We start from the raw sequence: 15,033 nt of genomic DNA on the forward strand, positions 1-15,033 counted from the left end.
AGAGCTATGATTTCTCTCCCCGTTACTTCGCGTCTGGCCATTGCTCTTATGGCCGCGGGGGGTGTCTCGATAGCGGCGAGGGCCATGGCGGAAACGCCACAGGACAGGCTGCGTCTAGATCAGATACAGGTCATCGGATCCCATAACAGCTATCATGCCGGTCTTGATCCTGCGATCCGGTCCTGGCTTCTGGCATCCGAACCGAACCTCGTTCGGGAGGTTGACTATCAGCATCCGCCCTTGGCCGCCCAGCTTGATGGGGGTGTCCGGCAGCTTGAACTGGATATTTACGCGGACACAGCGGGGGGGCGCTTTGCTCATCCGCATCGGCCCGGTGTTCCGGAAGATGTGTGGTCACTTTCGCCTTCCGATCAGGCGATCATGCGTCAGCCCGGTTTCAAGGTCATGCACATTCCGGACATTGATCAGCATGCGACGTGCCAGCCGTTGCGGCAGTGCCTGAGTCAGATCCGCGACTGGTCTGTCGCGCATCCGGGGCATGTGCCGGTTTTTGTTATTCTCGAAGTTGAGCAGCACAACGATATTCCCGGAGGGACAGAAGCCGAGCCTTTCAAGGCGGTGACATTCGATGCGCTTGACGCGGTTATTCGCAGCGTATTTTTGCCGTCTCAGATTCTGACGCCGGATGATGTGCGGAGAGATTCCCCCGATCTGCGCAGCGCGATCGTCACGAGGGGCTGGTCTACGATGAGGCAGGCGCGGGGGAAGGTCGTGTTTCTGCTGGATCAGCGCAGTGACCGGCCCCTGTATCTGAGAGGACATCCCTCGCTGCGCGGTCGTGTGGCCTTTACGAACGCTGATCCAAGTGCGCCTGATGCGGCGTTCACCGAGATGAATGACGGGCCGGCGCGCGATATCGCAACGCTGGTACGCAGTCATTTTCTGGTGCGGACACGTTCTGATGCCGACACCGTTGAGGGGCGTTCGGGAGATGTGGGCCGTCGGGACGCGATGCTGGCCAGTGGCGCGCAGATTGTCAGTACGGATTATCCTGATGCCGAACCTGCGCACTGGAGCGGCTATCATGTTGGGTTTCTCGATAACGCCGCTATTCGCTGCAATCCGGTTTCTGGTTCCGCTGATTGCCAGTCCCGTCTGATCGAACAGCCCGCAAAAGGCGATTTTCACCTTGAACGGATGATCATGGTGATGCGACATGGGATCCGTTCTCCTCTTGCCGGACAGGTCCCTGCAGGGGTTGGGATTCCGGGTGGATGGCCTAAATGGAGTGGTACTCCGGGGGATCTGACGCCCCATGGCGCGCTGGGTATGATGGCCCTCGGGGCATTTGACCGGATGTGGTTGACGGAAGCGGGACTGATGCCTGCGAATGCCTGCCCCGCTACAGATTCCGTTTCTGTACGTGCCAACTCTTCCTCGCGCACCATTGCAAGCGCTGGCGCGTTTACGCAGGGTTTCCTCCCGGGATGCGTAATAGCTGTCGTGCATAAGCCTCTTGGCCAGCCAGACGTTCTTTTTTCTCCTCTCGATGCTGATCCGGCGCGCTTCAATATGGCTACAATCGTTCCGGAACTGCCGGATGCGGATCATATTTTCCGTGCGAGAGAAGATGCCCTCAAACTGCTGGGGACTGTGCTGGACTGTGATTCGGCTTCCTGTGGGTTTCTGGGCGCGCCTGCTCATGTCGATCCGGATTTAACAGGGCATCAGCTTGTTCTCTCGGGTCCTGTTGCGCAGGCGTCCTCCCTGGCAGAAGCGCTCATGTTGGCCTATCTGGACGGCAAGCCCCTAGTTCAGGCATCTTTCGGAGATCTGGATGCAGGCAAGCTCGGGAAATTGAGTGCATTGCATGCCGGAATGCTGGAAGCAGTGGTGCGTCCCCGTGCCATGGCCGAACCACTCTCGCGGGAAATGAGAACCCGGCTGCTTGGGGATCTTAGGGATAAACGTGGTCCTGTCTTCAGGCTTTACATGGGGCATGACGATACGATCGGGCCATTACTGACCATGCTGGGCGTCCATATCCGCGTTCCGGGTTATGCTGATGATGAGATTCCCATCGGTTCGGCTCTGGGCTTCGCGATATATGAAAATGGCGCCGAAGAACATCGTGTTCGTGTCTTTCTTCAGTCCCAAACCCCGCAGGCACTGCGCACCCTTGATAGTTCTGTAATGCCTGTCGTGCTGTACCCACAGATTCCAGAGTGCACTGTCGCTGGCGGCATGTGTACTTTGGACAGTCTTTCAGAGAAGCTTTCCGGTTCGATGGGGGCTGCACGCTAGATTTCGAGCACGTCATTCATCTCCGCTACTTTGCCAGTTAATCCCGAACTCTTCGTTCAACGCCGAGAGCGAAGGCTGTGATCGCTGCAGAGCTGCTTGCAAGACGTGCATGGTCGTGATGCTTCTATCCCAGAATGCTTATTTTCTTTCACATGAAAATGATTTACTATCGAAATATTCTAATAAAGATCTCGTCTATTCTGTCAGCCATTCTGCGAACCCGTAGGTAATCAGCAGTCTTCTTTGGTTGCAGGCCCCCGCAACCATCTGAAATTGCGATGCCAACGCATCACGAACCCCAGCCCGTAAACGACCAAGGGTTTTCCTTGGTCCGCCCGACGCGACCGTCTGGAAAGGATTAACGCCGCAGTGCATCAATCAACAGTTCTTCGATTTTCCAACCTTCAAATGTTCAAACTTCTTTCTGTATTCTTTCCGCTATTCGCATAGATAAAGCTGCAGCTGTGAGGGTAGGATTCATACATGTACTAGCGGACATTACGCTCGTTCCTGCAATGTATAGGTTGGGATGATCGTGAGCGCGACAGTCGCGATTCACCACAGAATCCTTGGGATTATCTCCCATAATTGTCGTCCCGGATGGGTGCTGACGATTTTCGAATTTCATATTCTTCTTGATGATTTCCGCATCGAGAAGCTGCGTGAACCTGTTGAGGTCCTGCATGGCGAGTTCAGTGCCTGCATGCCAATAATCGTCGAGATTGTAGTAGAGTGAAGGGACGGGCAGTCCCAAAACATCGAATTTCTTTGTGCTCAGTGTCACACGATTAGCGGGATCAGGCAGAACTTCAAAGTCTACGGCCCAGGCGAGGGTATGAGCGGAAAACTCCTGAATTTTTCGATCGAGTGTTGTGCCCAGAACACCCTGTTCCAGCAGGGTAGCCGCGTATTGGGATACCGGGGTCGTATTGCGGACCTTGATCTTGTACTGGGCAGCATTCCGGCGGAAATCGCCTTCGCGTCTATTAAAGACCAGCAGTTCTGTCGGCCCCTGCCCGGGCCACAGCGGCTCACGGGTTTTCATGGTGACGCTGATGCCGGTGGTATCCATGAGGTTGCGACCGACCATGTCCGAATTGTTTGCAATTCCGTTTGGGGAATGTCGTGTTTTGGACATCAGCAGGAGCTTGGGTGTTTCAATCGTATGTGCAGCAACGACGAAAACCTTGGCAGTGACTTTGTGTTCTGAACCGTCAGGACGTTTGAACCACAATGCCTGAATCCGTCCCGTATCATCGTCTTCAAGTCTGTAGACGACAGCGTTGGGCATGATGGTCGCCCCCCGGCTTTCTGCGATGTCGCAATGCATCGAACCGTCATATTTGGCGCCGATGGGACAGACCGGGTTGCAGTTGTTGTTTCCTGCGCAGACAGGTCTCTGATTATAGGGACGCGTCGCCCGACCATGAGGTTCCCAGACAGGATTATATCCTCCGGCTGACAGTTTTTCGGCCAGGGTTTTGAACATGTAAGTCAGAGGGAGCTGCTTCATGGGATAGGGCGATGCGCGTGTAGGCGAAGGATTTCCGCCAGCCCCGCTTTCGTCCTGATCATCCGTTCCGCTAACGCCAAGCTCCAGTTCAGCCAGACCATAGTATTTTTCGAGATCGTCATAGCCGATCGGCCAGTCCCGACCGCGGCCATATAGCGAATTGAGTTTGAATTCGCTGGGCAGCAATCTCCAGAGTGCGGAGCCAAAATGCCATGTCGTGCCACCGACGACCCGGAGGTAACTTGTATTGTATTTGACCGGCCCGTTCTGTTCCAGATAGTCGCCATAAGTGGATGGCGCGTGAGGAAGGCTTGGAAACGGCGATCCTGCTCCCTGAAGCTTCATATTTGCCAAAGACAGCTTGACCGGAGCATCGCGATAGGTTTCGACGATGTCACGACGCTTGACCCGCGGTCCGGCCTCAAGAATGAGAACGGATTTTCCAGCTTTTGCCAGTTGAGCGCCGATCAGGGCGCCACAGACGCCGGAACCGACAATGACAACGTCCGCATGCAGGTTTTCACTGCTCATCTGACTCTTCCTTGAACGTCATGTAAGGTTTGGGGCGGTTGCCCCATGCGAGGGGACCGGCACCGTAAGAGGGAACGACAAGGGCTCCTGCGACAGCCTGAAACATCAGGGCGTCGGAATAGGCGATCATCTTCTTTTTCGGATCCTGACCGATCACGCCGAGATACCATGCGGAGACGATGGTTGTTGCGGTGCTTCGAGCTTCGGGGGTAGGGCCATGAGCCAGGTAATCGTCCATGCTCCGGACCCCCGAGGCATGAATGTCTCGGGACAGGTTTGCGATTCTGGCTGGCAGGTCTGGGAACTGTTCCTGCAAGCCAACATAATACCGCCGTGCCAGGGTGACGCTCAGGTCCTTCCTGCCCGTTAGAAACTCGGAAAGTATGAGAAAATCCGTGACATCAGAGCCTTTGGGCGTGTTGGTCAGCCCGTGGGATGCAATAAAGCCCATACTTCCGAGCGCCAAACTGCCAAGCAGAAGTTTGCGTCGGGAGACCTGACATATAGCCGTTGCGACGAGAGACTGTGGTTTCATGGTTTAGCGCTCCACAAACGGACAAAAGATCTGATCATGGCATCAGCTCGGCACGGCGTTTCGCGACATAGCGTGCGTCGATCTGTACCGAGGGGTTACCAAACGCCTTCAGAATGAAATTGCTGACATCCGCGATGTCCTGGTCCGAGAGACGGTTGACCCAGAGCGCCCCGGAGCCGAACGCCGGCATGAAGACCGCATTCTCACCGGTTTGCCTCTCGACGCCGATCAGGATGGTCGCCACAAGGTTACGGGCGTTGGAGCTGCCGGTGGCGGAGTTGTGCGTCAGGGAGGGGTAGGCGTTGACGCCCTGTCCCTGCGCCTGATGGCATGAGGCGCAGGAACCACTGAAAATTTTCCAACCCCTGTCTTCAGGGTTTATCTGTCCTCGGGCCACTTCTTCGGGGCGACCGGCACCTTCATAAGACGTCCGGGACCGTTTTTCGGAGCTTGCAATCGCGGGAACGTCTCGTAGATATGCGATTATGGCATCAATGTCGTCTGAGGTGAGGAGCCGGGTGCTGTTCGTGACGACTTCCGCCATTGGACCTGCCGCTTGGCCTTTATTCAGAGCGTGGCCGGATTTCAGGTAATTCCTGAGATCGCTGTCTGTCCACTCGGCGATGCCGGCGATCTTGTCGGTCGTGATATTGGGAGCATACCACGCACCTACGACGGAGCCCGATAGAGAGCGTCCACTCGCTGGGCCCATGAAGAGAGTGCGCGGTGTGTGGCACGTGCCGCAATGTTCAAGATGATCGACTAGATAGCGGCCACGCGCGATTTGTGGTGTTTCTCCGGGCCGTGGCTGGAAGGTGCGTGTATCAAGATAAAGCCAGTTCCACAGCATCATGCCCGAGCGGATGTTGAATGGAAAACGGACATTATCGGGCCTGTTTTCCTGTTCGACAGGTACAACCCCCGATCTGAAGAAGGCGTAGAGCGCCTCGATATCGTCATCCGTGACGGCAGCGTATGACGTATATGGCATGGCCGGGTAGAGCCGTTTGCCGTTGTGTCCGATCCCGAGGCGAACAGCATTAGAGAACTCTGCCTTTGTGTAGTCGCCTATGCCGGTCTTCGGGGAAGGTGTGATATTGGTCGAATAGATTGTTCCGACAGGCGTTATGATCGGGTAGCCACCCGCAAAGGGTTTGCCACCAGGTGCGGTATGGCAGGCCAGACAATCGGCGGCTGTCGCAACGTATCGGCCTTTTTCGACGAGTGTTCCGTCTGCAGCCTGTGCCTTGGGCAGCAGGGACGCCAGTGCGGTGAAAGCTGAACACGCCATAAGGCATACAGCCATTGTGGTGGTGCAGGAATTTGAGATCTTGCGCATCATGAACGCTCTGTTGTCAGAGGTGTCACCGACGAACTGTGGGCGTGCGAAGGAATTCGCCTGTTATGCACCAGCAAGAAGATGCTCAGGACCCCCAAAAGGCCTACAGCTGCTGCGATCCAGAAGGCGGACGCATATCCGCTGGCGGCGTGTTCGATAACGTAGCCTGTCAGGGCAGGGGCAATGACGCCTGACATGTTGGCAAGGAAATGGATGAAACCGCCGACGGTACCCATATAGATGACAGGTGTGACTTCATGGATCATGGCCCAGAGCGACTGGGTCGCCATCGATAGGGCGAAGAGCGATAACGTGAAAAGTGCTACAGCTGCGGTTACGGATTGAACGCTGGGGATGACGGAAAGGGTGATCGTGGCCAGAAGAAGGGGCACGATAGTGGTTGTTTTGCGGGCCTTCAGTCCGTTTTCGCTCTGCTTGAAAAACAGGTCTGAAATAAACCCGCCGAGGAAATATCCAAGAAATCCGCCAATCCACGGAACGCCTGCCGCAACGGAAAGCCCTGCTGGCGTGACATGCATGACATTCGTGAAGTAGCTGGGCATCCAAGAAACAAAAATATAGAGGGGGTAAAGAAGGGCAAACAGCCCGAGAGCCAGACCCCAGGTGGATTTCCGAAGAATGTAATGCCTCAGAGGCGCGCTTCCTTTTGGCAGGATGGCTTCCGAGCGGTCCGACGTGATATGCGCCAGTTCTTCGGGGGTGACGTGGGGGCTTTCCGCGGGGCGATCGGATGCAAAGGTGAGCCACAGGACGCACCAGAGAATACCGATTGCGCCAAGCACAACGAATGCCAGCCGCCACCCAAAGAAATAACCCAGAGAAATCACCAGTGGCGCCGCGACCGCACTTCCGAGGTTCTGTCCCGAAAGCGTGAAGCCCAGAGCGCGGGCCGTTTCTTTTCTGGGAAACCAGTTTGTGACCATTCGGTTGGTGGTGGAGTTCATCGGCCCTTCAGAAGCACCAAAGAACAGACGCACGATAATAAGCGGGAATAGCGTTGCGACCGCTCCTGTCAGCGAGCAGAAAACCGACCAGCTTACGACTGCAACGCCAAAGGTGCGCTTTGGCCCGAATTTGTCAGACAGGTAACCGCCCAGAAAGGCGAATATTGCGTAGCTAAAAAAGAAGGCGCTGAACACCCAACCCAGCTGTGAAGGTGTGATGTGAAGATCACGCTGTATTTGAGGTGCCAGAATGCCGACAGCGGCACGATCAGTATAATTGATCATTCCAAGCGCAAACAGCAGCACGGCGATTACAAGTCTGTAGCGGCCTTTTGTCACTATACACCTCAATGGCTGGCATTGATCTGCGCAACCGGTTTCGTGTCGAAAATCAAAACGTATAACGCTCTAATGAAAGGCGCTTACATCACATGAATGCTGTACAAACAATCTCAAAAGCGTGATTTGGGCTGAGATATGCAGATTGAAGCTAATTTCAGCAGCGATAAAAAATAAAAATATCACACAAACTCAGATATATAGAGATATTTTCTATATTTTTATGAGATATATAACATATACGTGTTTACCGTGAAAGAAAGTGTCTGGTGTAAGCGTTTTCATTGACGCCGTGCAGATTCCGGTTCCCGAGAGATTGGCGTGGCTTTCTTTGTTTCATCTACGCAAAGGAGAGAGGCGGATATGACGCGAGAGCAGTTTTCACTGAGCGTGGCTCTGGTCGTAAAAGATGCATTTGATAACGGAATTCTGCGAGATTTCGCCCGGAAAACCGGTCTGGAGCCTGTTATTGAATGGGCCCCTACGACGGTCATTCTTGCATCGCTTGAAAAAGGGAAAAGACCTGACGGTATCATTGTGACCGATGACGCGCTGGCGGGACTTGTTGAGAAGAAAATTGTCGCGCCAGACGCTTTGGCACCACTGGTGGCCTCGAAAATCGGTATCGGTGTCGCCAGTGGGGCGGAGCATCCCGATATAGAAACGGTCGATGCGTTCAAGGCGGCGTTGCTGAAGGCCCGCTCGGTTGCCTATTCGCTTGGTGGTCAGAGTGGTCTGTATTTTGCGCCTCTCCTCGAGCGGCTTGGTATTGCTGAAGCAGTCAATGCCCGGGCGACCCGCATTCCTGCCGGATTTTCCGCAGAAAAGCTGAAAACGGGAGAGGCTGATATCGCTGTCCAACAGATCAGCGAACTTCTGGCAATCGAAGGAACAGAAATCGTAGGGCCCCTTCCTGAAGCAATTCAGAAAGTCACGCCTTTCTCGGGCGCGCCTCTGGCTGACAGCCTCCAGAAAGAGAAGGTCGAGGCCTTTCTCGCCTTCCTGCGCGAGCCGAAATCAGCGGAGCGTTTCAGAAAGTCCGGTCTTGAGCCTAGGTAAATCGCGAGAAGCAACGATCATGATTTCTGGTTCTTTAAGGTATTCGGCTGCATTGCTGATCGGTAGTGCTGCCCTGTTCTGTGGTTCCGCATATGCTCAAACGATTCAGGAGGCTGAGCCAACTTACGATGCCAGCGTTCGGGTCGCAAAGCCTCTTCCTGCCATACCTCTGAATGGACCGGTGGTGCCACCATTTGAAAATCCCCCTGCGCTTTTGCCTGATGTCTTTGGTGTAAAATCTTGGTTGAGAGCGCATGGAATCGCACTGCTGATATCCAATACCAATGAATTTACAGGAGCCGTCACTAAACCCACGCCGGGTTTCAAAAACTATCGACAGGGGGCAAGCAATGCGGGGCAGGTCAGTACGGTTCTGCACATGAACTGGGACAAGCTGATCGGTTTGCGCGGCTTTGCAACACATGCCGTTTTTACAAGCCGTTATGGTACGACTGCCAACCGCATGTTTGGCGACTGGCTGGGTCATGCGTCAGAGATTTATGGTGGCGGTGGCAATGTCGTCGTTCATCTTGTCATGGCTTATGGGGAAGAAAATCTTTTCGGTGGTCGACTGGCGATTGCAGGGGGCCGTATGACTGAACTATCGGATTTTTCCAACTCGCCCCTGTTCTGCAATTTCATCAACAACAGCCTGTGTGGCCGTCCCAGGGCTGTAAGTGATAATGACTACATTGGCCGTTATCCGGCTGGTGTCTGGGGAACCCGCGTCCGTGGCCGTCCGTCGCGCTATACTTATATTCAGGCCGCCGTTTATTTTCCTGAGAAAAGCATGTTCTCCAACCTCTACAACCGGAGCGGCTTCAAATTCAGTGGCGGGTCGGCCATCCTTGGTCAGTCGATACCCGTCGAACTGGGGTGGGAGCCAGAGTTTGGAGCGAAACACAAACTCGCTGGTCATTATAAGATCGGCGCGCGTCTCCTGACTGTTCCGGTTTCGGATAACTATTATGATATTGACGGTTTGCCGCTTAGTGTGACCCACAAAAAGGCGATGCAGCATAACAGGAGTTGGACTGCATGGTTCGAAACAGATCAGAAAATCTGGCAGCCGCAGGGAGCGCCCGCTTCGTCAGGCACCACACTGATCGGTGGATTTATTCTCAATGATCCTCGCGTTGCGCTCAGGCGCTGGGAGACCTATTTCGGTTTTATCAATCGGGGATTTATCCGTTCGCGTCCTCAGGATGCTCTGAATTTCATAGGAATGTACGAAAAAATTGCCGGTGGCGTGAGCGCTACGGAGGCGAATTATCTTGAAGAGGGGGCGGCAAGGCTGATGCCCAATCATGCGACGGGTGTGCAGAAAAATGCCGCTGTTTTCGAAGTCAATTATCAGATCCAGATAACCCGGGGTTTCGCTTTCGCCCCGGATTATCAAATCTTCTTCAACCCGAATGGTCAGAAAAATCTGCGGACGGCGCATGTTCTGGGCTTTAAATCGACCGTTCAGATTTTTTAGTAAACAGATATGTCTGCCTTTGGAGGCCGAGAATTTTCCGTTGTTTCAGGCCGGTTGAGCTGATGCCGGCTTGAGAACAATACTGCTCGGACTGGCAACGTTCACACAATGCTGAATACCCGTAACGTCCAGTCCCTGAGTCGTAAAGGCGACGCGCCCTATTGTGTCCGACGCTTCGTGGGCGATCAGAAGCGTTGATGTAGGCACGACGATTTTAAAAAACCGTGGCGTTTTGCCCCCGCTCCCGATTGATTGGGTGAGAAAAAGCGCTCCGGTATTGTTGTCTATGGAGAGGACGCTCAGAAGATCGGCGCCACGAAGGGAGACGAGTACTGACTTTGCGTCCGGGGAAAGAGCGATTTCTGCTCCTCTCCCGTTTCCTGTGTAATTCTCTGGAAGAGCCTGAACAATCTGCTGAGGGGTCAACTTACCGGTTTCGGAATCATGGCGATAATACGTTACCGTACAGTCCAGTTCGTTGATGACATAGGCGCAAGGTTTGGTTGGATGAAAGACGATATGTCTGGGGCCTGCGCCTTCACGTGTTGTTATGCTGTCGACAAACCGAAAGTGTCCCTCGTGAAAACGGAAAACGAAAATACGGTCCAGACCTTTGTCTGGGACATACAGGAAGCGTTCTGCGGGATCGAATGTTACGCCATGAGGATGGGAGCAATGCTGTTCGATCCGGTGAGGGCCACGCTCTCCCGGGAGTGTTGCCGATGACGTGACCGCGCCGAGCATGCCGTTGGCCTCATCGAAGGAAACAGATGTGAGAGTGCCATCTGCATAATTCGGGATCGCGATGAAGCGGTTGGTCGTATCAAAAACGAGATGAACCGGATTGCGTCCACCGCATTCAACACCGGACCTGCGTTGGAGAAGGCCGTTCTGGTGATCGATAGCGTAAGACGAGATATGGTTGCGGTCTCCATGAACGGTACAGAGATAGCCTCCGCTTCGATCAAGTGAAAGGAATGAGGGATTGTCGGGTGTCGATATATTCTGAAGATGTTTCCACTCAGTGAGCGTGTCGTTCACATGATAAACGTTGATCCCCCGGCCGCGTGCCTGCCGCTCTACAGTCGTGTAGCAACCGACATAAGCGAAAAATCCGCAAGGCATAAGCTCTCCTTTCTTACGTGAATTGGAATCCGGAATGGCAATTTTGGAAACGATTACATGCTCTTGAGGGTGCCGTTAATGACGCTCCGTAAAATGGTGCTCATTTTTGCGTGATCTTTAAATGCGGGGTTAGAGGATCCTGATAGGACTAATTTGAAAAATAAAACAAAAACAATAACATAAATTGATTTACTCGAAGCTTCGACGTCATGAGTGAACAGATGGAAGTGCGGGGATGTACCATGTGTCCCTTGCAACAGGAGGAAAAAGGGACATAAAAGTAATGTAAAGGCTTACATAATAAACTTAAGCACAGGAGCATGTCTGAAAATGGGTGACATCATAAAAGCGGCTGACGGCGTTCCGCAGACTGCCCCTCCTGGTCTTTCTGCAGCACTTAAGGCGGCTCCCCGGATTTTGTCGGCACGTCTGCGGGATGTTCTCGCGCTTGATGATTTTGAGCGGCACTGCAAGCCTTTCCTTCCGCGCATGATCTATCAATACGTCGCAGGCGGTGTGGAAACGGAAAGCGCCATGCGCAACGGCCGTCAAGCCTATCAGGATTATAGTTTCACACCTCGTGCGCTGGTCGATACTTCCGCAAGGTCTACGCAGGCCAGCCTGTTTGGGAAAACGTATTCCGCGCCATTTTCGATCGGGCCTTTAGGGGGGGCAGCGTTCGTCGCCTATCGTGCGGATCTCGCGCTGGCGGGTGCGGCCCGCTCGTGCAACATCCCCATGATCCTCAGCGCCTCTTCATTGATCCGGCTGGAAGACGTCATTGCCGTAAATCCTGATGCCTGGTTTCAGGGGTATCTTGCCGGAGATTTTGATCGGATCACGCGCATGCTCGACCGGGTTGAAGCCGCGGGCTATAGAAATCTCGTCGTTACCGTCGATACGCCGATACTTGGCAATCGTGAACATAATATCCGGTCGGGATTTGCAATGCCGATACGGGTTACTCCCCGCGTGATGATGCAGAGTGTAACCCATCCACGCTGGCTTTTGGGAACTGTGGCCAGAACCTTTCTGAAGCACGGTGCGCCACATTTTGAAAATACGGAAGCCGATCGCGGTCCGCCGATGATGTCCCGCAAAGTTCGTAATACTGTTGCGCGCGACAAGCTGACTTGGGAGCATATCGCGTTTATTCGCAGGCGCTGGAAGGGGCCTCTGGTCATTAAGGGCATCATTTCTCCGCATGACGCCTTCATGGCGCGGGATCATGGCGCGGACGGCATCATTCTTTCCAACCACGGTGGCCGTCAACTCGATTATGCGATGGCGCCTCTGCGTGTTCTGCCAGAGGTCGCGTCTCGAAAGGGAGATATGAAGGTCATCATCGATGGAGGTATTCGCCGGGGATCCGATGTCCTCAAGGCTCTGGCTCTGGGAGCGGATTTCACGCTGATGGGACGGCCTTTTCTATTCGCAGCAGCTTATGATGGTCAGAGAGGGGTGGAGCATGCCTATAACATCATGCGCGACGAAATCATGCGCGACATGGCAATGCTGGGTGTGAATTCCGTCGCAGAACTGAACGAAAGCTTTGTTAGAAAGGCCTGTCCCTAGAGCTTCTCCGGCGGGGCTACGGTTCCCCGAAGGACAAGCTCGGGAGTAATCCGGGTGACCTGAACCGTCGTTCTGGCGCCCATGAGGTTGAGCAGGGCAAGAGCCGATGACTTCCCGATTTCGTCGGCATCGACACGAATGGTTGTCAGTGGCGGCGAGAGAACGGCAGAGAAGCTTGAATCGTTGAAACCGATTACGGAAAGCGCCCGGGGGATATCGATGCCTCTCTCGGATGCCTCGCTCATGATGCCCAGTGCGATTTCATCCGTTCCACAAATAATGGCTGTCGGCCGCTGCTCTTCCGGACCGCCCATCAGTTGGCTAAAGGCATCCCGGCCAGCCACAATCCCTGACGAGACAATCAGATCATGTACCGGACTGAGCTTCAGGCCGCGCTCTGCCATGGCCAGATGCACACCTTCGGCCCGTGGGGCTGCTCGGTCATTGTTTTCACGTGTGCCGGTGACAACGGCAAGTCGCTTGTGGCCGAGGTCTAGGAGGTAGTTTGCGGCACGAAATGTGGCTTCCCGGTTATCGAATCCGACACAGTATTCACGGTCGGAAAGGCTGAAGCTCTGGATGATGGGAACCTGACTGCGTTCCGCGCGCGCATAAAGGGCTGGATCGTGGATGCCGCCAACCAGCATCAGTCCATCAACGCCGCGCTGCAACAGAAAAGCGACTTCCTGCATTTCGGTGGTGAGATCGTATTCGGAACTGGCCGCCAGCACCTGATATCCTGCAGCCCGCATCGTTCTTTGAAAACTCGAAAGCGCCCGCACGAACACCTCGTTGCCATAGCTGGGCACGATCACGCCAACTGTTGAGGAGCGACGCGTACTCAGCGCGCGTGCGGCGCTGTTCAGCACAAAGCCAAGTTCCGCAGCGGCTTTCATGACGGCTTCGCGTGTTGCCGGTCTCACTTTCTCGGGTTCGTTCAGGGCCCGAGACACTGTGGCGATGGAGACGCCCGCGAGTTCCGCAACATCCTGCGCGACCGGAAGGCGCGTGCGACCGTCGCTGTTTGAGCTCCTGTTTTTTCTGGGCAAGGGGTGGTCAGGGTTGATTGTACTCAATGCTTGCGTTCCCGTTACCGGTCCGGAGGGCTTTACCATGACGTTGCGGCCGCTGCCGGCCCGGCTGTCATGGAGAGGGTGCCGGCCGGATGCAGTCTTATACCGTCCCATTTCAAAACAGTCATTGTCTTGTCGGTCGTGTTCTGCACGACAAGGGTGTGACCATCTGGAGAAAACATGATGCCCTGGGGCCAGCGCCCAACGTTTTCACTCGCTATGGGCGCCAGCCTGCTTCCGTCAACACGATAGAGTGTAAGAGTTCCGTGTTTCGACGGATCTTTGTTGGAGTTGTTGACAGCGCCCACGGCGAGGTAGCGCCCGTCCGGAGAAAATCGGAGGGGTTCGGGGCCGGGGGCGACCGGTATTGTGCCGAGCAGATTTAACGTCCCGTCGTTCAGCTGCACCAGATGCACGGCGGGGTGTGCAGGGTCCTGATCTCCTATGGCGATGAGACCTGATCTGGTGATATCCATCGTGTTGGGGGCATAGCCAAGATCGAGACGTTGCTTCTGCACGTCAAAACCGTCTCTGCGCCTGTCCAGGAGGGCGAGCTGATGCGGGCCGCGCAGTACGACCACGGCATGTTGCCCGTCCGGCAGGAAAAGGACGGAGGCCGGGTTGCTGTCAGCCCCCATGCTCAGGGTCTGGACAGGATGGAGTTGCCGGTGTGCGACGGCAAAGACAGAGACTGTTCCGCTTTTCCGGTTTCCAACGAGTACCCATTTCTGGTCCGGTGACACGGTGACCTGACTTGCGCCCAAGCCCGCGTGAAGCGTCTGAACTAGGTGCAGGGTGTCGTGGTCGATGGCTACGACCGATACGACATCATCTTCGATGACGGGATCTCCCGCATGCGCGCCTGCGTGCGACCCGGCTGTGACGATGGCCCAGCATGAATCCGGAGCGATCCAGACTGTTGTCGGAGGCCCTTCGACCGAGCTGGGCAGGTGAAGGGTTTTTCCCAATGCAGGCAAGCCATGCCCGAATCGGATCAGGGAGAGGCTGTCCGGGACGATCATCCCGGCAGTGATCATTTTCCCGGCAGTATTGGTCGTCGTATGGCCGTCATTTGCCGAAATGGCCCATTGGTCTGCTGCATGAACGTCATGCACGAAAAATGCGCACAGGATGGCCCCTGTGACCGGACTTAGGCGCCGCCTTTTCTGCTGCCGGGACTGTCTGGGGGCTGAGGAGGGTTGGTCAGTCATTGTGATTTGTTATCCATTAATAA

11 protein-coding genes are annotated in these 15,033 nt (G+C 54.8%); 4 read left to right on the forward strand and 7 right to left on the reverse strand.

Translation table 11 applies throughout. From position 1 onward, the window contains the following. Nucleotides 1–6: 6 nt before the first annotated feature. A complete protein-coding gene (locus tag J4P41_RS11935; RefSeq protein ID WP_426067302.1) occupies nucleotides 7–2,265 on the forward strand; it encodes a Ca2+-dependent phosphoinositide-specific phospholipase C in 2,259 nt (752 codons plus the stop codon). Between the two features lie 412 nt (nucleotides 2,266–2,677). On the opposite strand, the gene J4P41_RS11940 is transcribed toward J4P41_RS11935, so the two are convergent. The 4 genes from J4P41_RS11940 to J4P41_RS11955 are packed head-to-tail and all read right to left on the reverse strand — an operon-like array spanning nucleotide 2,678 to nucleotide 7,487. Beyond that, nucleotides 2,678–4,309, reverse strand: coding sequence for a GMC family oxidoreductase (locus J4P41_RS11940; RefSeq protein WP_426067303.1), 1,632 nt, complete (start codon nucleotides 4,307–4,309; stop codon nucleotides 2,678–2,680). Beyond that, complete coding sequence (locus J4P41_RS11945; RefSeq protein ID WP_426067304.1) at nucleotides 4,299–4,844, reverse strand: sugar dehydrogenase complex small subunit; 546 nt, start codon at nucleotides 4,842–4,844, stop codon at nucleotides 4,299–4,301. Before J4P41_RS11945 ends, J4P41_RS11940 begins: the two co-directional genes overlap by 11 nt. A 34-nt stretch (nucleotides 4,845–4,878) precedes the next feature. Then, nucleotides 4,879–6,186 (reverse strand): cytochrome c, encoded by a 1,308-nt coding sequence (locus J4P41_RS11950; protein ID WP_426067305.1) that lies wholly within the window; start codon nucleotides 6,184–6,186, stop codon nucleotides 4,879–4,881. After that, the gene (locus tag J4P41_RS11955) at nucleotides 6,183–7,487 is read right to left on the reverse strand and encodes an MFS transporter (protein ID WP_023941761.1); all 1,305 of its coding nucleotides are present in this window, start codon (nucleotides 7,485–7,487) and stop codon (nucleotides 6,183–6,185) included. The genes J4P41_RS11950 and J4P41_RS11955 overlap by 4 nt, the downstream gene beginning before the upstream one ends. A gap of 363 nt (nucleotides 7,488–7,850) precedes the next feature. Here J4P41_RS11955 and J4P41_RS11960 point away from each other — a divergent pair, with 363 nt between their 5' ends. Both J4P41_RS11960 and J4P41_RS11965 read left to right on the forward strand, forming a co-directional pair. Continuing rightward, nucleotides 7,851–8,546, forward strand: a complete 696-nt coding sequence (locus tag J4P41_RS11960; RefSeq protein WP_211569427.1) for a substrate-binding domain-containing protein — start codon at nucleotides 7,851–7,853, stop codon at nucleotides 8,544–8,546. Nucleotides 8,547–8,565: 19 nt separating this feature from the next. Next, nucleotides 8,566–10,026, forward strand: a complete 1,461-nt coding sequence (locus J4P41_RS11965) for a carbohydrate porin (RefSeq protein WP_175266126.1) — start codon at nucleotides 8,566–8,568, stop codon at nucleotides 10,024–10,026. 45 nt (nucleotides 10,027–10,071) lie between these two features. Here J4P41_RS11965 and J4P41_RS11970 read toward each other — a convergent pair whose 3' ends face one another. Further along, nucleotides 10,072–11,151: a lactonase family protein gene (locus tag J4P41_RS11970; RefSeq protein ID WP_426067306.1), complete on the reverse strand. Its 1,080-nt coding sequence runs from the start codon at nucleotides 11,149–11,151 to the stop codon at nucleotides 10,072–10,074. Nucleotides 11,152–11,481: 330 nt separating this feature from the next. Here J4P41_RS11970 and J4P41_RS11975 point away from each other — a divergent pair, with 330 nt between their 5' ends. Beyond that, nucleotides 11,482–12,726, forward strand: a complete 1,245-nt coding sequence (locus J4P41_RS11975; protein WP_426067307.1) for an alpha-hydroxy acid oxidase — start codon at nucleotides 11,482–11,484, stop codon at nucleotides 12,724–12,726. Here J4P41_RS11975 and J4P41_RS11980 read toward each other — a convergent pair. Further along, complete coding sequence (locus J4P41_RS11980; RefSeq protein ID WP_426067308.1) at nucleotides 12,723–13,802, reverse strand: LacI family DNA-binding transcriptional regulator; 1,080 nt, start codon at nucleotides 13,800–13,802, stop codon at nucleotides 12,723–12,725. The genes J4P41_RS11975 and J4P41_RS11980 overlap by 4 nt on opposite strands. A 32-nt stretch (nucleotides 13,803–13,834) precedes the next feature. Then, on the reverse strand, nucleotides 13,835–15,010 hold the full coding sequence (locus J4P41_RS11985; protein ID WP_426067309.1) for a beta-propeller fold lactonase family protein: 1,176 nt from the start codon (nucleotides 15,008–15,010) through the stop codon (nucleotides 13,835–13,837). Nucleotides 15,011–15,033: the final 23 nt, after the last annotated feature.

The sequence above is a fragment of the Gluconobacter sp. NFX36 genome (assembly GCF_049887835.1).
Taxonomy (GTDB): Bacteria; Pseudomonadota; Alphaproteobacteria; order Acetobacterales; family Acetobacteraceae; genus Gluconobacter; species Gluconobacter japonicus_A.